At 73.1% G+C, this 21466-nt stretch carries 23 protein-coding genes and 2 pseudogenes; 18 read left to right on the plus strand and 7 right to left on the minus strand.

The window, feature by feature from the left end; translation table 11 throughout:
- The first annotated feature begins 80 nt into the window (after window positions 1–80).
- The 6 genes from ACWEN3_RS16875 (at window position 81) to ACWEN3_RS16900 (ending at window position 5350) form a co-directional block, all read left to right on the plus strand.
- The gene (locus ACWEN3_RS16875; RefSeq protein WP_452971104.1) at window positions 81–431 is read left to right on the plus strand and encodes a holo-ACP synthase; all 351 of its coding nucleotides are present in this window, start codon (window positions 81–83) and stop codon (window positions 429–431) included.
- Window positions 432–480: 49 nt separating this feature from the next.
- The gene (locus tag ACWEN3_RS16880) at window positions 481–1911 is read left to right on the plus strand and encodes an NAD(P)H-hydrate dehydratase (protein ID WP_452971053.1); all 1431 of its coding nucleotides are present in this window, start codon (window positions 481–483) and stop codon (window positions 1909–1911) included.
- A gap of 119 nt (window positions 1912–2030) precedes the next feature.
- Complete coding sequence (gene alr, locus ACWEN3_RS16885; protein WP_452971055.1) at window positions 2031–3200, plus strand: alanine racemase; 1170 nt, start codon at window positions 2031–2033, stop codon at window positions 3198–3200.
- Window positions 3201–3319: 119 nt separating this feature from the next.
- The gene (locus tag ACWEN3_RS16890) at window positions 3320–4576 is read left to right on the plus strand and encodes an alpha/beta fold hydrolase (RefSeq protein WP_452971058.1); all 1257 of its coding nucleotides are present in this window, start codon (window positions 3320–3322) and stop codon (window positions 4574–4576) included.
- Entirely contained in the window at window positions 4542–5054 is a 513-nt protein-coding gene (tsaE, locus tag ACWEN3_RS16895) for a tRNA (adenosine(37)-N6)-threonylcarbamoyltransferase complex ATPase subunit type 1 TsaE (RefSeq protein ID WP_452971061.1), read from the plus strand. The genes ACWEN3_RS16890 and tsaE overlap by 35 nt, the downstream gene beginning before the upstream one ends.
- A 128-nt stretch (window positions 5055–5182) precedes the next feature.
- On the plus strand, window positions 5183–5350 hold the full coding sequence (locus ACWEN3_RS16900) for a hypothetical protein (RefSeq protein WP_452971063.1): 168 nt from the start codon (window positions 5183–5185) through the stop codon (window positions 5348–5350).
- Window positions 5351–5396: 46 nt separating this feature from the next.
- On the opposite strand, the gene ACWEN3_RS16905 is transcribed toward ACWEN3_RS16900, so the two are convergent.
- Window positions 5397–5957 carry a hypothetical protein gene (locus tag ACWEN3_RS16905; protein ID WP_452971066.1) on the minus strand — a complete coding sequence of 187 codons (561 nt, stop codon included), beginning with the start codon at window positions 5955–5957 and terminating at the stop codon, window positions 5397–5399.
- A 113-nt stretch (window positions 5958–6070) separates the two neighbouring features.
- On the opposite strand from ACWEN3_RS16905, the gene tsaB reads away from it, so the two are divergent.
- The 4 genes from tsaB to ACWEN3_RS16925 are packed head-to-tail and all read left to right on the plus strand — an operon-like array spanning window position 6071 to window position 8577.
- Window positions 6071–6727 carry a tRNA (adenosine(37)-N6)-threonylcarbamoyltransferase complex dimerization subunit type 1 TsaB gene (gene tsaB, locus ACWEN3_RS16910; protein WP_452971069.1) on the plus strand — a complete coding sequence of 219 codons (657 nt, stop codon included), beginning with the start codon at window positions 6071–6073 and terminating at the stop codon, window positions 6725–6727.
- 17 nt (window positions 6728–6744) lie between these two features.
- Window positions 6745–7242 (plus strand): ribosomal protein S18-alanine N-acetyltransferase, encoded by a 498-nt coding sequence (gene rimI, locus ACWEN3_RS16915; protein WP_452971107.1) that lies wholly within the window; start codon window positions 6745–6747, stop codon window positions 7240–7242.
- Entirely contained in the window at window positions 7235–8323 is a 1089-nt protein-coding gene (gene tsaD, locus ACWEN3_RS16920) for a tRNA (adenosine(37)-N6)-threonylcarbamoyltransferase complex transferase subunit TsaD (protein WP_452971072.1), read from the plus strand. The genes rimI and tsaD overlap by 8 nt, the downstream gene beginning before the upstream one ends.
- Entirely contained in the window at window positions 8320–8577 is a 258-nt protein-coding gene (locus ACWEN3_RS16925; RefSeq protein WP_452971075.1) for a hypothetical protein, read from the plus strand. The genes tsaD and ACWEN3_RS16925 overlap by 4 nt, the downstream gene beginning before the upstream one ends.
- Before the next feature lie 207 nt (window positions 8578–8784).
- Here the strand turns inward: ACWEN3_RS16925 and ACWEN3_RS16930 are convergent, their stop codons facing one another.
- Both ACWEN3_RS16930 and ACWEN3_RS16935 read right to left on the minus strand, forming a co-directional pair.
- Window positions 8785–9657, minus strand: coding sequence for a COG4705 family protein (locus ACWEN3_RS16930; RefSeq protein ID WP_452971078.1), 873 nt, complete (start codon window positions 9655–9657; stop codon window positions 8785–8787).
- Between the two features lie 157 nt (window positions 9658–9814).
- Window positions 9815–10584: pseudogene (locus ACWEN3_RS16935) on the minus strand (glycoside hydrolase family 3 C-terminal domain-containing protein); the annotation flags it as partial.
- On the opposite strand from ACWEN3_RS16935, the pseudogene ACWEN3_RS16940 reads away from it, so the two are divergent.
- The 3 genes and pseudogenes from ACWEN3_RS16940 to ACWEN3_RS16950 form a co-directional block, all read left to right on the plus strand.
- A pseudogene (locus ACWEN3_RS16940) lies at window positions 10531–10857 on the plus strand (substrate-binding domain-containing protein); the annotation flags it as partial. The pseudogenes ACWEN3_RS16935 and ACWEN3_RS16940 sit on opposite strands and share 54 nt — an antisense overlap.
- 201 nt (window positions 10858–11058) lie before the next feature.
- Window positions 11059–11415 (plus strand): YciI family protein, encoded by a 357-nt coding sequence (locus tag ACWEN3_RS16945; protein ID WP_452971109.1) that lies wholly within the window; start codon window positions 11059–11061, stop codon window positions 11413–11415.
- 39 nt (window positions 11416–11454) lie between these two features.
- Window positions 11455–12729: an RNA polymerase sigma factor gene (locus ACWEN3_RS16950; protein ID WP_452971080.1), complete on the plus strand. Its 1275-nt coding sequence runs from the start codon at window positions 11455–11457 to the stop codon at window positions 12727–12729.
- 11 nt (window positions 12730–12740) lie between these two features.
- Here ACWEN3_RS16950 and ACWEN3_RS16955 read toward each other — a convergent pair whose 3' ends face one another.
- On the minus strand, window positions 12741–13919 hold the full coding sequence (locus ACWEN3_RS16955) for a THUMP-like domain-containing protein (protein WP_452971082.1): 1179 nt from the start codon (window positions 13917–13919) through the stop codon (window positions 12741–12743).
- 91 nt (window positions 13920–14010) lie between these two features.
- On the opposite strand from ACWEN3_RS16955, the gene ACWEN3_RS16960 reads away from it, so the two are divergent.
- From ACWEN3_RS16960 to groL, 4 genes are all read left to right on the plus strand, one after another.
- Window positions 14011–14937, plus strand: a complete 927-nt coding sequence (locus ACWEN3_RS16960; RefSeq protein ID WP_452971085.1) for a polysaccharide deacetylase family protein — start codon at window positions 14011–14013, stop codon at window positions 14935–14937.
- Window positions 14934–15740, plus strand: a complete 807-nt coding sequence (locus tag ACWEN3_RS16965; RefSeq protein WP_452971088.1) for a polysaccharide deacetylase family protein — start codon at window positions 14934–14936, stop codon at window positions 15738–15740. The genes ACWEN3_RS16960 and ACWEN3_RS16965 overlap by 4 nt, the downstream gene beginning before the upstream one ends.
- A gap of 245 nt (window positions 15741–15985) precedes the next feature.
- Window positions 15986–16294 carry a co-chaperone GroES gene (groES, locus tag ACWEN3_RS16970; RefSeq protein ID WP_020132158.1) on the plus strand — a complete coding sequence of 103 codons (309 nt, stop codon included), beginning with the start codon at window positions 15986–15988 and terminating at the stop codon, window positions 16292–16294.
- Window positions 16295–16420: 126 nt separating this feature from the next.
- The gene (groL, locus tag ACWEN3_RS16975) at window positions 16421–18049 is read left to right on the plus strand and encodes a chaperonin GroEL (protein ID WP_452971091.1); all 1629 of its coding nucleotides are present in this window, start codon (window positions 16421–16423) and stop codon (window positions 18047–18049) included.
- A 98-nt stretch (window positions 18050–18147) separates the two neighbouring features.
- Here the strand turns inward: groL and ACWEN3_RS16980 are convergent, their stop codons facing one another.
- The 3 genes from ACWEN3_RS16980 to ACWEN3_RS16990 all read right to left on the minus strand — a co-directional run bounded on the left by ACWEN3_RS16980 (window position 18148) and on the right by ACWEN3_RS16990 (window position 20435).
- On the minus strand, window positions 18148–18855 hold the full coding sequence (locus ACWEN3_RS16980) for an ester cyclase (RefSeq protein WP_452971094.1): 708 nt from the start codon (window positions 18853–18855) through the stop codon (window positions 18148–18150).
- Between the two features lie 84 nt (window positions 18856–18939).
- Entirely contained in the window at window positions 18940–19713 is a 774-nt protein-coding gene (locus ACWEN3_RS16985; RefSeq protein WP_452971097.1) for an SDR family NAD(P)-dependent oxidoreductase, read from the minus strand.
- Between the two features lie 53 nt (window positions 19714–19766).
- On the minus strand, window positions 19767–20435 hold the full coding sequence (locus tag ACWEN3_RS16990; protein WP_452971099.1) for an MOSC domain-containing protein: 669 nt from the start codon (window positions 20433–20435) through the stop codon (window positions 19767–19769).
- 79 nt (window positions 20436–20514) lie between these two features.
- Between ACWEN3_RS16990 and ACWEN3_RS16995 the strand changes: the two genes are divergently transcribed.
- Entirely contained in the window at window positions 20515–21426 is a 912-nt protein-coding gene (locus ACWEN3_RS16995; protein WP_452971102.1) for a LysR family transcriptional regulator, read from the plus strand.
- Window positions 21427–21466: the final 40 nt, after the last annotated feature.

Genomic DNA, 21466 nt, shown 5'->3' on the forward strand with positions numbered 1-21466 from the left:
GCCCGCGATCCGTACCCCCGCGGGCAGCCGCCCGTCGCGCAGCCGCGGCGAGAGGAACTGCACCAGGTAGACCGTCAGGGATCGACGTCGCCGAGATCGACCGGTTCGGGGCGTCCCTGGAGCGGACGCCCGGGCTGGCCGACCGGCTGTTCGTGGCGGCCGAGTTGTGGCTGCCCAGCGGGGAGCGGCGCGGGATCGCCTCGCTGGCCGTCCGGTTCGCCGCGAAGGAGGCGCTGGCGAAGGCGCTGGGGGCGCCGCCCGGGCTGCACTGGACGGATGCCGAGGTGTATGTCGAGGACAGCGGGCAGCCCCGGTTGCGGGTGACGGGGACCGTGGCCGCGCGCGCCGCCGAACTGGGTGTGCGGTCCTGGCACGTGTCCCTGAGCCATGACGCGGGGGTGGCGTCGGCCGTGGTGGTCGCCGAGGGGTGAGCGGCGGCCCGGGTGTGGCGGGCCGGGGTTCCGGGGCAGACTCGGTGCCATGCGTACTGCGTACAGCGTGGAGACGGTAAGGGCGGCCGAGCGGGCGCTGATGGCGCGGCTGCCGGAGGGGGCGCTGATGCAGCGGGCCGCCGCCGGGCTGGCCGCCGCCTGCGCCGAGCTGGCCGGAAAGGTCTACGGCACTCGGGTGGTGCTGCTCGTCGGCAGCGGGGACAACGGCGGGGACGCCCTCTACGCGGGGGCCCGGCTGGCGCGGCGGGGAGCCGGGGTGACGGCCGTAGCGCTGTCGCCCGACCGGGCGCACCGAGGGGGACTTGACGCCCTGCGCCGGGCCGGCGGCGCGGTCGCCCCGGTCGGCGCCGCCGAGGACCTGATCGAGCGGGCCGACCTGGTCGTGGACGGGATCGTCGGGATCGGCGGGAAGGGCGGGCTGCGGCCCGACGCCGAGCGGCTGGCCGCCGTCGTGGCGCGGTCCGGGGCCGCCGTGGTGGCCGTGGACCTGCCCAGCGGGGTCGAGGCCGACACCGGGGAGGTGCGCGGGGCGGCCGTCCGGGCGGACCTCACCGTCACCTTCGGGACGTACAAGCCCTGCCTGCTGGTGGATCCGGCGCGGGAGTACGCCGGGGTCGTACGGCTCGTCGACATCGGTCTCGAACTGCCGGCCGAGGGGGAGCTGAAGGCCCTGCAGCACGAGGACGTGGCACGGCTGTTGCCGGTCCCCGAGGCCGAGAGCGACAAGTACCGGCGGGGCGTCGTGGGCATCGCGGCGGGGTCCGCGCGGTATCCGGGGGCCGCGGTGCTCGCCGTCTCCGGGGCGCTGCGGGGCGGGGCCGGGGCCGTGCGGTACGTCGGGCCGGCGGGGAATGCGGTCGTCGCCCGCTTCCCGGAGACGCTCGTGTCGGACCGGGGACCCGCCAAGGCGGGGCGGGTCCAGGCCTGGGTGGTCGGGCCCGGGGCCGGGGACGACGCGGCGACCGTGGCCGAGGTGCTGGAGGCGGACGTGCCCGTGCTGGTCGACGCGGACGGGCTGCGGCTGGCGGAGCGGGGCGCGGTACGGGGGCGTACGGCGCCGACGCTGATGACGCCTCACGCGGGCGAGGCCGCCGCGTTGCTGGGAGTGCGGCGCGAGGAGGTCGAGGAGGCCCGGCTGGCCGCGGTGCGCGAGCTGGCGGCGGTGTACCGGGCGACGGTGCTGCTGAAGGGGTCGACGACCCTGGTCGCCGACGCCGGGGGCGGGGCCGTGCGGGTGAACGCCACGGGGACCGGGTGGCTGGCGACGGCCGGGAGCGGGGACGTGCTCTCGGGGCTCGCGGGGTCGCTGCTGGCGGCGGGGCTCTCGGCGGCGGACGCGGGGAGTGCGGCCGCGTATCTGCACGGGCTGGCCGGGCGGTTCGCGGCGGACGGGGCGCCGGCGGGGGCGCACGACATCGCCTCGCGCATCCCCAAGGCGTGGCGTGACGTACGCAGCTGAGGACCCACGGACCGGCGGCGGGAGCTCCATCCCCCGGGCGACCCATGTGCGGGGGCGGCGGCCGGGTACCTGACACTGCACCGGGGGCCCGTACGGCCCTCTGAGAGACTGGGGGCGCGATGAGTGAGACTGCAGCTGTGCCGACCGCCCCCCTGCGCGCCCGCGCCGAGATCGATCTGGGCGCCCTGCGCGCCAACGTGCGGACCCTGCGCGCCCGCGCGACGGGTGCGGCCCTGATGGCCGTCGTCAAGTCCGACGGGTACGGCCACGGGGCGCTGCCGTGCGCCCGCGCAGCCCTCGACGCCGGGGCGACCTGGCTCGGCACGGCCACCCCCGAGGAGGCCCTCGCGCTGCGCGCCGCCGGGCTGCCGGGACGGATCCTGTGCTGGCTGTGGGTGCCCGGCGGGCCCTGGCGGCAGGCGATCGAGGCCGACATCGACGTGTCGCTCAGCGGGATGTGGGCGCTGCGCGAGGCCGTCGAGGCCGCCCGGGAGGCCGGGCGGGTCGCGCGCGTGCAGCTCAAGGCGGACACCGGACTCGGGCGCAACGGCTGCCAGCCCGGCGCGGACTGGGCCGAGCTGGTCGGCGCCGCCCTGCGCGCCGAGGCCGAGGGGCTGGTCCGGGTCACCGGGCTGTGGTCGCACTTCGCATGTGCCGACGAGCCCGGGCATCCCTCGATCGGCGTACAGCTGGAGCGGTTCCGCGAGATGCTCGCGTACGCCGAGGAGCAGGGGGTGCGGCCCGAGGTGCGGCACATCGCCAACTCGCCGGCCACGCTCACCCTGCCCGAGACCCACTTCGACCTGGTCCGCCCGGGCATCGCCATGTACGGCATCTCGCCCAGCCCCGAGATCGGCACCCCGGCCGACTTCGGCCTGCGCCCGGTGATGACGCTCAGCGCCTCGCTGGCACTGGTCAAGCGGGTGCCGGGCGGTCACGGCGTCAGTTACGGCCACCACTACGTCACCCCCGGCCCGACCACCCTCGGCCTCGTCCCCGTCGGCTACGGGGACGGTATTCCCCGGCACGCCTCCGGCACCGGTCCGGTGCTGGTCGACGGCAAGTGGCGGACCGTCGCCGGACGGGTCGCCATGGACCAGTTCGTGGTGGACCTCGGCGGCGACGAGCCGGAAGTGGGCGCCGAGGCCGTGCTGTTCGGACCCGGCGACCGGGGGGAGCCCACCGCCGAGGACTGGGCGCAGGCCTCCGGCACGATCGCGTACGAAATCGTCACGCGCATCGGAACCCGTGTTCCCCGCGTCTATGTGAACGGGAAAGAACTCGGGTAACCCGTTCGAGAACGGGCATCCGGATCACTCGTTCGTGGTCACACCCGCACCACCTGTTTCACCCGCACCACCCGTTTCACCCATCCAGCGAACTGCAGTACGGCGAAGAGGAGCGGTACGTGAGCGAGAGCAGCGCGGAGGCCGTGGCGGGCGTCGTCGCCTCCGCGGCCGCCTCCGCCGCCGGAGCGGCGGGGAGCTGGCGCAGGGCGACCGGCATCGCCGGCGCCGCGATAGGTGTCCTCGCCGCGGGAGCGGCGGCCGGCGTCGCCATCGAGCGGATGACGGTGGGGCGCGGGATGCGCAGGAAGGCGCGGCTGGCCCTGGACTCCGCGGGGCCCTACGGCACCCTGCGCGGCACGCCGGGCAAGGCGAGCGCCGACGACGGTACCGAGCTGTACTACGAGGTCGACGAGGTCGAGCCCGACCCGGGGCCGAACGTCTCCCCGCGCCGGCGGCGCCTGTTCGGGCGCAAGGCGCCCGCTCCGGTCACCGTCGTCTTCTGCCACGGCTACTGCCTCAGCCAGGACTCCTGGCACTTCCAGCGCGCGGCCCTGCGCGGGGTGGTGCGTACCGTGCACTGGGACCAGCGCAGCCACGGGCGGTCCGCCCGGGGCGTGGCCCAGTCCCGGGAGGGGGTGGCCCTCACCATCGACCAGCTCGGCCGCGATCTGAAGGCCGTCCTCGACGCCGCCGTACCGGAGGGGCCGATGGTGCTGGTGGGCCACTCGATGGGCGGGATGACCATGATGGCCCTGGCCGCCCAGTTCCCGGAGCTGATCCGGGACCGGGTCGTCGCCACCGCTCTGGTCGGGACGTCGTCCGGGCGGCTCGGCGAGGTCAACTTCGGGCTGCCGGTGGCCGGCGTCAACGCGGTGCGCCGGATCCTCCCCGGAGTGCTGAAGGCGCTCGGCCAGCAGGCGGAGCTGGTGGAGAAGGGGCGCCGGGCCACCGCCGACCTGTTCGCCGGGATCATCAAGCGGTACTCGTTCGCGGGGCGGGACGTCGACCCGGCCGTCGAGCGGTTCGCGGAGCGGATGATCGAGTCCACCCCCATCGACGTGGTCGCCGAGTTCTACCCGGCCTTCACCGACCACGACAAGACCGGGGCGCTGGCCTGCTTCCGGGACATGCCCGTGCTCGTGCTGGCCGGCGTGCAGGACCTGGTCACGCCCAGCGAGCACAGCGAGGCCATCGCCGACCTGCTGCCCGACGCCGAACTGGTGCTGGTGCCGGACGCCGGGCACCTGGTGATGCTGGAGCACCCCGAAGTGGTCACCGACCGCCTCGCCGACCTGCTCACCCGTGCGGGTGCGGTGCCCGCAGGGGCTACCGTAAGTGGCTATGGAAGCACCAGCAGCACCGCACAACCCCGCTGAGACCCGGCTGACGATCACCTCGCCCGAACAGATGCGGGAGCTGGGCCTGAAGCTGGCCAAGCTGCTGCGCGCGGGTGACCTGGTGATGCTCACCGGGGAACTGGGCGCGGGCAAGACCACGCTGACGCGCGGGCTCGGCGAAGGGCTCGGCGTGCGCGGCGCGGTCACCTCGCCGACCTTCGTGATCGCCCGTGTGCACCCCTCCCTCGGCGACGGGCCGCCCCTCCTGCACGTCGACGCCTACCGGCTCGGCGGCGGCCTGGACGAGATGGAGGACCTCGACCTCGACGTCTCGCTGTCCGACTCGGTGATCGTCGTGGAGTGGGGCGAGGGCAAGGTCGAGGAGCTGACCGAGGACCGGCTGGAGGTCCTCATCCACCGGGCCGTCGGCGACACCACGGACGAGGTGCGGCACGTGACGCTGACCGGACTGGGCGAGCGGTGGGCCGAGGCCGGGCTGGAGACGATCGCGGCCTGAGCCGGGCCGACTTTCCGACAAGCCGTCGGCAAGCTGTTGCGCGGGACCTTCCGGGCGTGATGACATGGTGTCCAGCCCGTAGTTAGGTGTACCTAACCGCGCCCGCCCCCGCACCCCAGGAGGCGTCCATGACCGCTTCTCGCGCCACGGAGCAGCCCCGGCCGTCCGTCCTCACCGGGGTGTCCATGCGCGATCTGCTGGCCTCGTGCGCGGCCGCGGACGCCGTCTCTCGCCCGCCGCGGGACCCGGAGCCGCACGAGCCCCCGGGGGCCGAGCGGCATCCGAACGCCGCCTAGTGCCGTGCCGGGCGTCACGAGCCGGTGAACCTCTCCGGTCGCAGCACTAGCGGATCACGACCACCCGCACGCCGATCGTCGCGAACTTCCACATCGCGTCCCCGTCCGCCCGGGTCTCCCGCACGCCGCCCGTCTTCGCGCCCGGGTCGGGCCCGGTCTGCCCGGCATCGCCCACGGCCGCGCTGAAGCCGATCGCCACCCCGTCCACGCTGGTGAACCGCACGACGTGCTCGATGGGGGCGCCGTCGGTGCCGGTGACCGCGTTCGACCGGGACGTGACCCAGTAGATGCCGGTCGGGGGGTCCACGCTCCCCGGGTTCACGCGGAAGGTGCGCTGCACCCGGTTGCCGCCGCCCACCAGCCAGACCCGGTCGTCGTCCACCGAGTACACGACCCGTTCACCCGTTCCGGAACCGCTCGGCAGGGCGGTCGGGTTGCGCCGGTCTCGGGGCGCCTTGGTGGCGGGCACCGAGGGCGATCCGCTCGCCGCCGGCCGGCCGCCCAGGCCCGCCGGGACGGTGGCCTGTGCCTGGTAGGCGAGGAGACCGACCGCTCCCACGGCCGCCGCGGCGAGGCCGGCCACGATTCCCGAGCTGGTCCCTGCCACGTGCGCCCACCTCTGCCTCGCGCCATATGTCGTACTTCGTACAGACCGTAGCAGTCAGTCACCGTCCCGCCCGGACGGCCATGCACGGGGCGCGAGCGCCGTAGGCTGTTCGCGTGCTCTTGCTCGCTCTGGATACCGCAACACCCGCCGTCACCGTCGCGCTGCACGACGGCGCCGCCGTCATCGCCTCGTCGAGCCAGGTGGACGCGCGCCGGCACGGAGAGCTGCTGCTGCCGGCCGTCGACCGTGTGCTCGCCGAGGCCGGCCTGAAGCTGGAGGCGGTCACCGGCATCGTCGTCGGCGTCGGGCCCGGCCCCTACACCGGACTGCGCGTCGGTCTGATGACCGCCGACACCTTCGGCCTGGCGCTCGGCGTCCCCGTGCACGGCGTGTGCACGCTGGACGGCCTCGCCTACGCCGCCGACATCGAGAAAGGCCCCTTCGTCGTGGCGACCGACGCCCGGCGCAAGGAGGTCTACTGGGCCACGTACGCCGACTCGCGGACCCGGCTCACCGACCCGGCCGTGGACCGCCCCGGCGACATCGCCGAGCGGGTCGCCGGGCTTCCGGCGGTCGGCGCGGGCGCGCTGCTCTACCCCGGCACGTTCCCGAGCGCCCACGAGCCCGAGCACGTGTCCGCCGCGGCCCTCGCCTCGCTCGCCGCCGAGCGGCTGGCCGCGGGGGAGGAGCTGCCGGCGCCCCGGCCGATGTACCTGCGCCGCCCGGATGCCCAGGTCCCCAAGAACTACAAGGTGGTCACACCGAAGTGACCGTACGACTGCGCGAGATGCGCTGGTGGGACATCGACCCGGTCCTGGAGCTGGAGAAGGACCTGTTCCCCGAGGACGCCTGGTCCCGGGGCATGTTCTGGTCCGAGCTGGCCCACTCCCGGGGCCCGCAGGCGACCCGCCGCTACGTCGTGGCGGAGTCCGACGACCGGCTCGTCGGCTACGCGGGCCTCGCCGCCTCCGGCGAGCTGGGTGACATCCAGACCATCGCGGTGGCCCGCGACCTCCAGGGCACCGGCCTGGGCGGGCGGCTGCTGACCGATCTGCTGCGCGCGGCGACCGCATTCGAGTGTCACGAGGTGATGCTCGAGTGCCGGGTGGACAACGTCGCCGCGCAGAAGCTCTACGAGCGCTTCGGCTTCGTCCCCATCGGGTTCAGGCGCGGCTACTACCAGCCGGGGAACGTGGACGCCCTGGTGATGCGCCTGACCACTGCGTCCGACGGCGGCTCCGCCACGGAGCCGACATCCGAACAAGGAACCGAGATCAATGGCTGACGAACCTCTCGTCCTCGGCATCGAGACCTCCTGCGACGAGACCGGAGTCGGCATCGTCCGCGGCACGACCCTGCTGGCGGACGCCATCGCCTCCAGCGTGGACGAGCACGCCCGCTTCGGCGGTGTCGTACCGGAGGTGGCCTCCCGGGCCCATCTGGAGGCGATGGTCCCGACCATCGACCGCGCGCTGAAGCAGGCCGGCCTCTCCGCGAGGGACCTCGACGGCATCGCGGTCACCGCGGGGCCCGGCCTCGCGGGCGCCCTCCTCGTCGGTGTCTCCGCCGCCAAGGCGTACGCCTACGCGCTGGGCAAGCCCCTGTACGGCGTCAACCACCTGGCCTCCCACATCTGCGTCGACCAGCTGGAGCACGGCCCGCTGCCGGAGCCGACGATGGCGCTGCTGGTGTCCGGCGGCCACTCCTCGCTGCTGCTGTCCGAGGACATCACCTCCGACGTCCGCCCGATGGGCTCGACGATCGACGACGCGGCCGGCGAGGCCTTCGACAAGATCGCCCGCGTGCTGAACCTGGGCTTCCCCGGCGGCCCGGTCATCGACCGGTACGCGCGCGAGGGGGACCCGGGGGCCATCGCCTTCCCGCGCGGCCTCACCGGCCCGCGCGACCCGGCCTACGACTTCTCCTTCTCCGGTCTGAAGACCGCCGTGGCCCGCTGGATCGAGGCCAGGCGCGCGGCCGGCGAGGAGGTCCCGGTCCGCGACGTGGCCGCCTCCTTCCAGGAGGCCGTCGTCGACGTGCTGACCCGCAAGGCCGTCCGCGCCTGCAAGGACGAGGGCGTCGACCACCTGATGATCGGCGGCGGTGTCGCGGCCAACTCCCGGCTGCGCGCCCTCGCCCAGGAGCGCTGCGAGGCGGCCGGCATCCGGCTGCGCGTCCCGCGCCCCAAGCTGTGCACGGACAACGGCGCGATGGTGGCCGCGCTCGGCGCCGAGATGGTCGCCCGGGGCCGGTCCGCGTCCAGCTGGGACCTGTCGGCCGACTCCTCCCTGCCGGTCACCGACCCCCACGTCCCGGGCGACCACGACCAGGTGCACGAGGTCAGCAAGGAGAACCTCTACTCATGACGGTCGCGTTGATGTGGGAGGCGCGTGCCGTCGGGGGACGCGGTGAGGAACTGCTCGGCTGGGTACGGGAGCAGCCGCTCGCCGGGGAGCCGCTGCGGCGCGAGACCCTCCGCGCACCGCAGGACCGGGTACTGGTCATCACGTGGTGGGACGCGCCGTACGACGCCCGGCTGCCCGAACTTCCGGAGCCCGGGCCGGAGTTGGTGACCCGTGCGGTGCACCGGTGGCGATTCGAGGCGGTCGCGGACGCCTGAGCGACACGGGGCGGACGGCCGGGGTTTGAGAAATCCGGTCGGACTGCGCTATGATCATGACACAGCGAACGGCCGGAACACCGGCCCGGACGCAATGCGTTGGTGGTCCAAGGAAAGACGTCCCGCTTCCTGCGGGGAGATGCAGGTGCAAGGCCTGCCCGGCGCTCCACTGAAACCCCGCCCCGGTCTCCGGGGCGGGGTTTCGCGTTACCGGCGCCCGGCCCTCTGCGACTGCACCGCTTCCGCCCCGGGGCCCGCGAACGCCGGGGCCGTCGCCGCCCGCCGCTCCTTGACCTGCGCGTACGCCATCAGACCGAACAGCACCGCGAGCAGCACCGCCGAGGAACCGGCCGTGCCCAGGTCGAGGCCGCCCTTGGCGATCGGCTTGGTCAGGAAGTCGCCGGCCGTGGCGCCCAGCGGGCGGGTCAGCACGAACGCGATCCAGAAGAGGAGGACGTTCGGCACCGCCGGCACCTTCATCAGGGCGACCAGGACGAGCAGGACGCCGGTCACCAGGGACGCGCCGCCCAGGTAGCCGAGGCCCGAGCTGTCGGACAGGAAGTCGCCCATCGAGGTGCCGAGGGTGTTGGAGACCAGGATCGCCGACCAGAACAGGGCCTCGCCCCGGAAGGTGACGATCTCGGTGATCTGGAAGGTCATCCCGCTCAGCTTCCAGCCGAGGAAGATCAGCAGCAGGATCGAGATCAGGATCGCGGCGCCCTCCGGGTAGCCGAGGCCGAGGCCCTGCGGGCCCCAGCCGAGGTGCGTCGCGCCGTTCGAGAGGAACTTCGTGCTGGCGTCCCGGTTCATGAAGTCGGACATGGTGGTGCCGGCCATGGAGGTCGACAGGATCACGGTCCAGTAGAAGAACGGGTTGTAGTGCGAGGAGCTCAGCTGGACCACCAGCGTCACCACGAAGACCAGGAACAGGGCGATCGTGGTGAGGAAGTAGCCGAGCTTGAGCGTCTGGGCGAACAGGTCGCCCGCGGTCTCGCCCAGGGTCGTCGCCGCGATCTTCATGATCCAGAACGCGAGGGTGACCTCGGGCAGTTTCTTCATGACGGACTTCGTGGTCGTCAAAGGGTGCTCCTGCCGGGTGGGGGGGGTGATCAACAACGGCCCGACCCCGTCAGGGGCGACCTGGAAGCATCCTGAACGCCCGTGTCAGGGGTCTTGCGGAAGCGGATTAATCGCGGCTTTCGCCGCGGCTCCATACGTTCCACTCGGCCCCCGGGGTTCAATCAGTGCTCCGGGACACCTCCACCTCGCACCGCAGCCGCCGCTCGGCGCCCACCACCCGTACCGGCCCGATCAGCCGGAGCCGGGCCACGTGCCGTACGTCCGCGCTCGACGCCGCCAGCCGCAGCTCCAGCGCGCCCGGCTCCACCACCCGGGTCCCCGTGCGATCCGTGAAGGAGGACAGGTCTGCGTGGAAACGGAAGGTCAGACGGCGGGACTCGCCGGGCTCCAGGGCGAGCCGCCGATACCCGATCAGCCGTACGTCGGGCCGGGTCACGCTCGCCACCGGGTCGTGCCGATACAGCTGCACGACCTCGGCGCCCGCGCGGTCGCCGGTGTTGCGGACGGTCAGCGAGACGTCGTAGGTCCAGGGCCGGCCGCCGGGCCCGTGCGGCATGCTCACCGGGAGCCGGCCGGAGGGGTTCACCCGGCCGGACAGGACCCCGGCCACCGCCGAACCGCCCTCCTCGCCGGGGAAGAACGCCTGTACGACGGCGCCGAGCCGGCCGTGCGTGCGGCCCAGGGCGTAGGGGCGACCGGTGAGCAGCACGAGGACGACCGGAACGCCCGTCGCGACCGGCGCGTCCAGCAACTCGGCCGGTACGCCGGGCAGGCTCAGGTCGGCCACGTCGCAGCCCTCCCCGGAGGTGCCCCGCCGAACAGGCCCGCCCGGTCGCCGAGGACCGCCACGCACACGTCCGCCTCCGCCGTCCGGGCCACCGCCTCGGCCTGCGGCTGCTGAGCCGGCCCGACCGGCCCACCGCCGTCTTCGCGGGCAATGACCTTCAGGCCCTCGGGCTGTACGAGGCCGCCCGCGAACTGGGCCTGCGCATCCCGGAGGACCCCAGCGTGGTCGGCTTCGACGATCTGCCGGTGGCCCGCTGGGTGGGCCCGCCGCTGACGACCGTACGACAGCCGCTGACCGAGATGGCCGAGGCCGCGGCCCGCCTGGTGCTGGAGCTGGGGCGGGCGCGGGAGGAGCGGGCGGCGACCCGGGTGGAACCGGCGACGAGCCTGGTGGTGCGGTCGAGCACGGCCGCCGTCCAGCGGTTCGAAACTCTCGAAGACCCCTCGGCTTCGGGCTGGAGGAGCGGCGTTCCGCCCGGGCCCGTGACGGCGTCCTCCGCGGGCCCGGAAAAAAATCCCGGGAATTTCCGGCGCGTGTGTCGATCCGGGCGTCCGCCGTTCGACGCACGGGTGAGCAGCGGGGACAGGCCCCGCCGCCCGACCGAAGGAGTCACCATGCCCCGCTACCTGTCGCTCGTGCGGATCGACGAGTCCTCCGTTCCCGCCGAGGGCCCCAGCGAGGAGCTGATGCAGCGGATGGGGAAGCTGATCGAGGAGGTCACCAAGGCCGGCGTCATGCTCGACACCGCCGGGCTCACCCCGTCCGCCCAGGGCACCCAGGTCCACTGGGAGGGCGGGCGGATCTCCGTGACCGACGGGCCGTTCACCGAGTCCAAGGAGGTCGTCGGCGGCTACGCGATCATGCAGTGCAAGGACCGGGCCGAGGCCCTGGAGTGGACGAAGCGGTTCCTGCAGGTCCACGAGGACTACTGGACCGTGACCTGCGAGGTGCGCGAGATCGCCGAGGGCTGAGATGGCGCCGGGCCGTGCGGGGGTGTTGCATGGTGGGCTGTGGAACCGCAGCCCACCGCAACGCCCTCCGCGGCGCACGCGATCGAGACCGTCTACCGCCTGGAGTCGCCACGGGTGATCGCCGGCGTGGCCCGGATCGTCCGGGACGTCGGCATCGCCGAGGAACTGGCCCAGGACGCCCTGGTCGCCGCCCTGGAACGGTGGCCCAGCGACGGTGTGCCCGACAACCCCGGCGCCTGGCTCATGGCCACGGCCCGGCACCGTGCCGTCGACCTGATCCGGCGGCGCGAGACCTACGCCCGCAAACTCGCCGAGATCGGCCGGGACCTGTCCACGGCCGTCCCGCCGGAGGAGCCCGCCGACCCCGACGACATCGACGACGACCTGCTCCGGCTCGTCTTCACCACCTGCCACCCGGCGCTGTCCCCCGAGGCCCGCATCGCGCTCACCCTGCGCCTGCTGGGCGGTCTGACCACGGCCGAGATCGCCCGCGCGTACCTGGCCCCGGAGCCGACGATCGCCCAGCGCATCGTCCGCGCCAAACGCACCCTCGCCACGAGGAACGTGGCCTTCGAGGTGCCGTACGGACCCGACCGCGAGGCCCGTCTGGGCTCCGTCCTGGACGTCATCTACCTGATCTTCAACGAGGGGTACGCGGCCACCGCCGGCGACGACCTGCTGCGCCCCGGCCTGTGCGAGGACGCGCTGCGGCTGGCCCGGGTGCTGTCCGCGCTGATGCCCAAGGAGCCGGAGGTGCACGGCCTGACCTCCCTGCTGGAGTTCCAGGCCTCCCGCACCGCCGCCCGCACCGCCCCCGACGGCAGCCCGGTGCTCCTGGAGGACCAGAACCGCCGCCGCTGGAACCGCATGCTCATCGCCCGCGGCGTCCGGGCCCTCGCCCGCACCGACGCCACGGCCACCGGCGCCCCCGGCCGCTACGCCCTCCAGGCGGCCATCGCCGCGTGCCACGCGCACGCGTACACCTACGAGGAGACCGACTGGGCGACGATCGCCACCCTCTACGGTCTGCTCGCGGCCCGCGCGCCCTCCCCGGTCGTCGAACTCAACCGCGCGGTGGCCGTGTCGATGGCCGAGGGCCCGCGGGCCGGGCTGGCGATCGTCGACGCCGTCGCGGCCGATCCCGCGCTGCGCGGCTACCACCTGCTGCCGAGCGTCCGCGCCGACCTGCTGGCCCGGCTCGGGCGTACGGCGGAGGCCCGCGAGGAACTCGGCCGGGCCGCGGAACAGACCCGGAACGAGAGGGAACGCCGGCTGCTGCTGACGAGACTCGCCGATCTCCCGGACCCCGCCTGACCGGCAGTGCCTCACGGCAGAGCGGTCGCCGCGGGGGCCCCGATCAGCATGGTCGGCGCCCCCGCGACCCGGGTGAGGAACACGGTCGCCGCGTTGGGCCCCTGCGGCTTGACCTTCCGGCGCAGCTCCTCCGGCTCGACCGCCGACCCGCGCTTCTTCACGGTCAGCGTGCCGACCTCGCGTTCCCGCAGCAGGGCCCTCAACTTCTTCACGTTGAAGGGGAGTTGATCGGTGATCTCGTAGGCGGAGGCGTACGGGGTGGGGTGCAGCCCGTCGGCGGTGACGTACGCGATGGTCGCGTCGAGCAGCCCGCCGCCGACCTCCTCGGCGACCTCGGCGACCAGGTGCGCGCGGATCACCGCGCCGTCGGGCTCGTACAGGTAGCGCCCCACCGGCCGGACCTCGGGGTCGGGCAGCCCCCGTCCGTTGAGGGTGCGCGGGCCCGGCAGCAAGGTGGCGCGGACCCCGCCCGGCGCCCCGGTGCCGAACCAGAGCACGGCCTCCTTCACATCGCCGCCGTCGGAGATCCACTCGGCCTCGGCCTCCGCGGGCACCGCCTCGTGCGGGACGCCCGGGGCGATCTTCAGGGCGGCTCGGGGCGCCTTCAGGGCGGCGGACACCGCCCAGGACAGCGGCGGCGAGTACGCCTCGGGATCGAAGATCCTGCCGCGTCCGCCCCTGCGCGCCGGGTCCACGAACACCGCGTCGTGGCCGGCGGTGTCCACGTCCGTGACGTCGGCCTCCCGCACCTCGATCAGCTCGCCGAGCCCCAGCGCCCCGGCGTTCGCCCGCGCCACGGCCGCCGTCAGCGGGTCCCGGTCCACGGCCAGCACCCGGATCCCGGCCCGCGCCAGCGCGATCGCGTCCCCGCCGATCCCGCAGCACAGGTCGGCCACCGAGGTCACGCCCAGCTCCCTGAACCGCTCCGCCCGGTACGTCGCCACGCTCGCCCGCGTCGACTGCTCGACCCCGTTCGGCGTGAAGAACATCCGCTCGGCGTCCGCCGCGGCGAACTTCGCCGCCGCCCGCTGCCGCAGCCGGGCCTGGCCCAGCGCGGCCGACACCAGCTCGGCCGGGTGGTCCCGGCGCAGCCGGGTGGCGACGGCGAGTTCGTCCGCCGGGGCGGTGTCGCGGACCTCGTCGAGGAGGGCACGGCCTTCGGGGGTGAGGAGCAGAGCGAGGTCGTTCACCGGGTCATTGTGGGCCAGTCGGTGGACGGTGCGCCCGCGGACGGTGGTGTCGGCCGGGGTTCCGGGCCGCTGCCTGGGAGGATCCGGCACCATGCGAGTAGTAGTACAAAATGACAAAAGTCGGGCACGGGTGCGGGCGCGGAAGGCCGCCCTCGGCTGCGGGGCCGCCGTCCTGGCTTCCACCGTCCTCGTCACCGGCTGTTCCGGCGCCGCCACCACCGCCGCCCGCCCGGCACCCGGCCAGGGCGGAGCCGCCCCCGCGGCCCCGGACCCCCGGGCCCTCCAGGCCGCCGAACACGCCCGCCTGGTCGCCGCCGCCAAGCGCTGGGGACTGGCACAGGTCCCCCTGACACCCCCGCCGCCACCCGCCACGAAGCCCCACATCACCGCCCGCGCCGGATTCGAGGTGGACCACCAGGGCGACTGGGATCTGCCGCCCGTCTTCACCACCGTCCCGACCACGAACAAGGTCGTCTTCCTCACCATCGACGACGGCTCGGAGAAGGACCCCCGGTTCCTGCAGATGATGCGGGACCTGAAGATCCCGTACACCGCCTTCCTCAGCAACTACCTGGTGAAGGACGACTACGGCTACTTCCGCAAGGCGCAGTCCTACGGGAACACCCTCAACAACCACACCCTGCACCACCCTTACCTGCCGGGCCTGTCCTACGAGGAGCAGAAGCACGAGATCTGCGACATGCAGGACATCATGCAGAAGCAGTTCGGCAAGCGCCCGAAGGTCTTCCGCCCGCCCTACGGCAACTACAACCAGGACACCCTGGTCGCCGCCAAGTCCTGCGGCATCAAGTACGCGCCGATCTGGAACGAGGAGGTGTACGTCGACCACTGGGAGTACCGCGAGGACGACCAGCAGCTGCGCCGCGGCGACATCGTCCTCACCCACTTCCGGGGCCGCAGCGACTGGGACGGCACGATGGTGGACGACATGCGCCGCTTCCTGAACAAGGTCACGCGCGAGGGCTACGCCGTGGCCCGCCTGGAGGACTACCTGTGAGGCGGGCGCGGGGCCTCGCCGCGGCCTTCGCCTCGGCCCTGCTCCTCGCGGGCTGCGCCCAGTCCGTCGACCCCATCGAACGCCTGGGCAAGAAGGCGGCCGAGGGAGTACGCCCGCACGGCCCCGCCCCCGTCCAGCCCTACCGCCACTGGGGCCTGACCGAGCCGCTCGCCCGGCCCCCGGTGCACACCACCCGTCCCCTCTCGGCACACCCGGGGGACGACGTCCTGCCCCCGGTCGTGGACCATGTCCCCACCCACGACCGGGTCGTCTTCCTCACCTACGGCGACGGCGTCGAAGAGGACCCCCGCTTCGTCACCATGGTCCGCGAACTCCAGCTTCCCCTGACCGTGTTCCTCACCGGCCGCGTCGCCGGCCCCGACCGCTTCGCCGCCCTGCGCGCGGCCGGCGCCGGCATCCAGAACCGCGCCCTGCGCCACCGCGCCCTGGCCGGACTGCCGTACTCCGGCCAGCGCGCCGAGATCTGCGGCCAGCAGGACCGCCTCCGCTCCGGCCTCGGCGTCCGCCCCCGCCTCTTCCGGCCGCCCCACGGCACGTACGACACGACCACCCTGCGCGCGGCGGCCGACTGCGGCATCTCCACGGTCGTCCTCTGGCGCGCCGCCCTGACCCGGGCCGACCTCGTCTACAGCCGGGGCCCGCACCGGCTGCGCCCCGGCGACATCGTCCTGGTCGGCCCGGACGAGGGGACGGGCCCGTCCCTCGGGGAACGCACCGCGTGGGTGCTGCGGAGGGTCCAGCAGCGGGGGCTCACGGTGGGGCGTCTCGAGGACTACCTGTAGGGGGCCGGCCCGTCCGTCGGTCCGGCGCGAAACGCGCTCGGGCGGCCCGGACGCGGCGACGCGCCGCACGGCATTGGCACTCCGCTTGACCGAGTGCTAATCGCGGTCATAGTCTCGGCTCTGGCACTCCCCCCTGGAGAGTGCCAACACGCGACGGGCAGGTCCGGCACCCGCGACGACGGATCCACCTGGTCGCCACCTCAGACAGTTAACCCCGTGAGATCTCCGAAGGGGGAGGTCGGATCGTGACGACCACCAGCTCCAAGGTTGCCATCAAGCCGCTCGAGGACCGCATCGTGGTCCAGCCGCTCGACGCCGAGCAGACCACCGCCTCTGGCCTGGTCATCCCGGACACCGCGAAGGAGAAGCCCCAGGAGGGCGCCGTCCTCGCCGTGGGCCCGGGCCGTTTCGAGAACGGCGAGCGTCTTCCGCTCGACGTCAAGGTCGGCGACGTCGTCCTCTACAGCAAGTACGGCGGCACCGAGGTGAAGTACAACGGCGAGGAGTACCTCGTCCTCTCGGCTCGCGACGTGCTCGCGATCATCGAGAAGTAGTTCCACCTCGAAGCAAACCTTTGCTTCTGAAGCTGCGCCCCTGGCCCCCGCGACCGATAACGAAGCCGGGCGCCCGGGGCGCAGTTGTCTTTGTACCCACAGATTTCCGAGAGGGCTTCCGCTGTCATGGCGAAGATTCTGAAGTTCGACGAGGACGCCCGTCGCGCCCTTGAGCGCGGCGTCAACAAGCTGGCCGACACGGTGAAGGTGACGATCGGCCCCAAGGGCCGCAACGTCGTCATCGACAAGAAGTTCGGCGCTCCCACCATCACCAACGACGGTGTCACGATCGCCCGTGAGGTCGAGGTCGAGGACCCGTACGAGAACCTCGGCGCGCAGCTGGTGAAGGAGGTGGCGACCAAGACCAACGACATCGCGGGCGACGGCACCACCACCGCCACCGTGCTCGCCCAGGCGCTGGTGCGCGAGGGCCTGAAGAACGTCGCCGCCGGCGCCTCCCCGGCCGCCCTGAAGAAGGGCATCGACGCCGCCGTCAAGGCCGTCTCCGAGGACCTGCTCGCCTCGGCCCGCCCGATCGACGAGAAGTCCGACATCGCCGCCGTGGCCGCGCTGTCCGCCCAGGACCAGCAGGTCGGCGAGCTGATCGCCGAGGCGATGGACAAGGTCGGCAAGGACGGTGTCATCACCGTCGAGGAGTCCAACACCTTCGGTCTGGAGCTGGACTTCACCGAGGGCATGGCCTTCGACAAGGGCTACCTGTCCCCGTACTTCGTGACGGACCAGGAGCGCATGGAGGCCGTCCTCGACGACCCCTACATCCTCATCAACCAGGGCAAGATCGGCTCCATCCAGGACCTGCTGCCGCTGCTGGAGAAGGTCATCCAGTCGGGTGCCTCCAAGCCGCTGCTGATCATCGCCGAGGACGTCGAGGGCGAGGCCCTGTCGACCCTGGTCGTCAACAAGATCCGCGGCACCTTCAACGCCGTCGCGGTGAAGGCCCCCGGCTTCGGCGACCGCCGCAAGGCGATGCTCCAGGACATGGCGATCCTCACCGGTGCCACCGTCATCTCCGAGGAGGTCGGCCTCAAGCTCGACCAGGTCGGCATCGACGTGCTCGGCTCCGCCCGCCGCGTGACCGTCACCAAGGACGACACCACGATCGTCGAGGGCGCCGGCAAGCAGGAGGAGCTCACCGGCCGCATCGCGCAGATCAAGGCCGAGATCGAGAACACCGACTCCGACTGGGACCGCGAGAAGCTCCAGGAGCGCCTCGCGAAGCTGGCCGGCGGCGTGTGCGTGATCAAGGTCGGCGCCGCCACCGAGGTGGAGCTGAAGGAGAAGAAGCACCGTCTGGAGGACGCCATCTCCGCGACCCGCGCCGCGGTCGAGGAGGGCATCGTCTCCGGTGGTGGCTCCGCGCTGGTCCACGCCGTCAAGGTCCTGGAGGGCAACCTCGGCAAGACCGGCGACGAGGCCACCGGTGTCGCGGTCGTCCGCCGCGCCGCCGTCGAGCCGCTGCGCTGGATCGCCGAGAACGCCGGCCTCGAGGGCTACGTCATCGTCTCCAAGGTGGCGGAGCTGGAGAAGGGCAACGGCTACAACGCCGCCTCCGGCGAGTACGGCGACCTGGTCAAGGCCGGCGTCATCGACCCGGTGAAGGTCACCCGCTCCGCCCTGGAGAACGCCGCCTCCATCGCCTCCCTGCTGCTCACGACCGAGACCCTGGTCGTCGAGAAGAAGGAAGAGGAGCCGGAGGCCGCGGGCCATGGCCACGGTCACGGCCACGCCCACTGAGGCTTGCGCGCCTGAACGAAGGCCCGGCACCGGCACGGTGCCGGGCCTTCGTGCGTTCCCCGGGGGCAAAGCGGTTTTGCGGCCCGGTGGTCCGGCCGCTACTGCTCCAACTCGTCTAGCGCGCCCAGCTGCTGCATCAGCCCGAGCTGGTCCTCGTGCCACCAGATCTCGGCGATCTTGCCGTCGTCGGCGAAGCGGAACAGCGTCATCCCGGTCATGGCGACCTGCCTGCCGGTGGCGCCGATCCCCAGGAAGTCGCCCCGGTGCGTGGCGTTCCAGGACCACCGTGCGCAGGCCCGGTCGTCCTGGGCGAGCACGTCCTCGACCGTGAACGCGAAGTCGAAGGCTGCGCGCCACATCCGGTACTCGGAGCGGGCGTTGTCCAGGCCGATGGTGTCCTGCGGGTTCACCGGGTCGTGGCTGTGGATGTCCTCGTCCAGCAGGTCGTTGAGCGGAGGCAGCTCACCCGCGGTCGCCAGCGCCCCGAAGAACCGCCGCACCGTGTCCTCGGCCAGCCGCTCGTCGCGCACGACGTCCAGGTCGGTGAACGTCGGCATCTCGTCGCACAGGGCGACCAGCTCCTGGAAGATCTTGTCGGTCTCCGGGAGGTTCGAGTTGCGCATCGCCTCCTCGTACGAGGGGAACTCCACCACCTCGACGATGTGGGCCGCGTCCGAGCGGTCCTTGGCGACCAGGGCGTGCGTCGCCGTGCGCCTTCCCTTGGTCTGTGTGACCCAGTCGTCCATGAGCCGGTTCATCTCGTCCAGCCGGCTCGTCCTGCACTCGATGAGCTGTACGAAGGTCATGACGCCGCCTCCGGCCCCCCTGGTCCGGTTGTGTCACGCTCATCTTCCCACCGGACCGCCGGCGGCACCCGCCCGCCACCGCGGCTACTGCGGCCCGTACCTGCGCCCGGTCCTGGAGCTGATGCCGCCCATCAGCCCGCGCGGGGTGACCTTCACCAGGCCCATCAGCGCCTTGTAGCGGGGGTCCGGGATGGACAGCGACTTGCCGCGCGCGAGGTCGGCGAGGGCCGCCGCGACCAGCTTGTCGGCGTCGAGCCACATCCAGCCCGGGATGTTGTCCGTGCCCATCCCGGCCCGCTGGTGGAACTCCGTGCGCACGAAGCCGGGGCACAGGGCCATCAGACGAACCCCACTGCCCGCGAGGTCCCTCGCCGCGCCCTGGGTGAACTGCACGACCCACGACTTGGACGCCCCGTAGGTGCCCCGGGGCACGAAGGCCGCCACGGACGCGACGTTGACGACCCCGCCCCGGCCGCGCTCCCGCATCGCCTCGGCCGCCGCCGAGGTCAGCCGCAGCACCGCCTCGCAGTGCACCTTGAGCATCTTCAGCTCGTCCGCCATCGAGACGTCCAGATAGCGGCCCTTGTTGCCGAAGCCGGCGTTGTTGACCAGCAGGTCGACCGGGTTCTTCCGGTCGCCGAGCCGGTCCGCGACCGTCTCGATGCCCTTGTCCTCGGACAGGTCGGCGGTCAGCACCTCCGCCTCGATGCCGTGCCGGTCGTGCAGTTCGGTCGCCTGCTCGCGCAGCCGCCGGGTGTCCCGGGCCACCAGGACGAGGTCATGCCCGTCGGCCGCCAGCCGCCGTGCGAACGCGGCACCGATGCCCGCGGTCGATCCCGTAATCAGAGCCGTTGTCATGGCCCAAGGGTAGTGACCCGGAGCGACGGCGTCCGCTGGCCGGTGACAGGCCCTCAGCGTGCCTGGGCCGCGACGTACTTGCGGGCCGCGGCCAGCGCCTCCGGGTGCAGGGCATCGGCCGCGGCGAGCAGCCGGGGCAGCAGTTCCCGCTCCGTGGTGGTCGCGCGGAACTCCATCGCCGCCGTCACCCCGTGCTCCGGCCGGCGCACGACCTCGATCGGATCGCCCGCCCGTATCTCGCCCGGCTCGATCACCCGGAGGTAGGCACCCGTTGCGCCCTTCCGTGTGAACCTCTTGACCCAGCCGCGTTCGCCCAGATGGCCCTGGAACGTGCGGCACGGGATCCGGCCCGAGGTCACCTCCAGGACCACCGCCGGGCCGATGCGCCAGCGCTCGCCGATCAGCGCCCCCGAGACGTCCAGACCGTCCGTCGTGAGGTTCTCCCCGAAGCAGCCGTCGGCCAGCGGCCGGCCGAGCTCGCGCTCCCAGTCGTCGAGGTCCTCGCGCGCGAACGCGTACACCGCCTGGTCGTCCCCGCCGTGGTGGCGCAGGTCGCACACCGCGTCCCCGGCGAGACCGCTCGCGCCGACCCCCTTCGGCCCCGGCGCCGACACCCGTACGGGGCCGTCGGCCGGGGTCTTGTCGATGCCCGTCAGACCGTCCGCCTGGTCCGTGTACGGCACCGGCCGCGGCCGGCCGAGGTTGACCGAGAGAAGCTTCATCCCCGCACGGTACGGGACGCGCCTCAAAGCGTCGAGCGAATATTCGGCGCGGACTCCAAGCTGCCCTTATGCTTGGAGGGTGATCGAGGCCCGTCATCTCCGCGTCCTGCGCGCCGTCGCCACCACCGGCTCCTTCTCGGCGGCGGGGCGCGAACTGGGCTGCACCCAGCCCGCCGTCAGCCAGCAGATGAAGGCCCTGGAGGCCTCGGTCGGCACCCCGCTGCTGGTCCGCAGCGGCCGCGAGATGCGGCTGACCCAGGCCGGCGAGGCCCTGGTCCGGCACGCCTCCGGCATCCTCGCCGGGCTCACCGCGGCCGAGGAGGAGGTGGCCGCCATCGCGGGCCTGCGGGCCGGCCGGGTCCGGCTGGTCTCCTTCCCGAGCGGCAGCTCCACGCTGGTCCCCACCGCCCTGGCCGCCCTGCGCGCCGCCCACCCCGGCACCCGCGTCTCCCTGGAGGAGGCCGAACCGCCCAAGTCCGTCGAGCTGCTGCGCGAAGGCGACTGCGACCTCGCCCTGGCCTTCCGCTACGAGGGCGCCGCGGTCGCCGAGGACTGGGACGACCTCGTCGTACGGCCCCTGCTGATCGACCGCCTGGTGGCCCTCGTGCCCGAACGGCACCCGCTCGCGCGCGCGGAGGCCGTCGCCATCGGCGAGCTGGCCCGGGAGCCCTGGATCGCGGGCTGCCCGCGCTGCCGGGGTCAGCTGGTGGAGGTCTGCGAGGACGCCGGGTTCGTCCCGCGCATCGACTTCGCCACGGACGACTACCCGGCGGTGGTCGGCCTGGTCGGCGCTGGTCTGGGGGTCGCGGTGCTGCCGCAGCTGGCGGTGGAGTCGGTCCGGCCGAGGGGAGTGCGCGTGGTGCGGCTGGAGCCGGCGGTGCGGCGGGAGATCGTCGCCCTCACGCTGCCCGACCTGGCACAGGTGCCGGCGGTGTCGGCGACGCTGGAGCAGCTGGCCCCGCCTGCCGCCCCCGCCGGTCGATCAGCGTGACCTTGGCGCGGGCGACCGGGACCCCGGAGGCGTCCAGCAC

Source organism: Streptomyces sp. NPDC004561, from assembly GCF_053602155.1.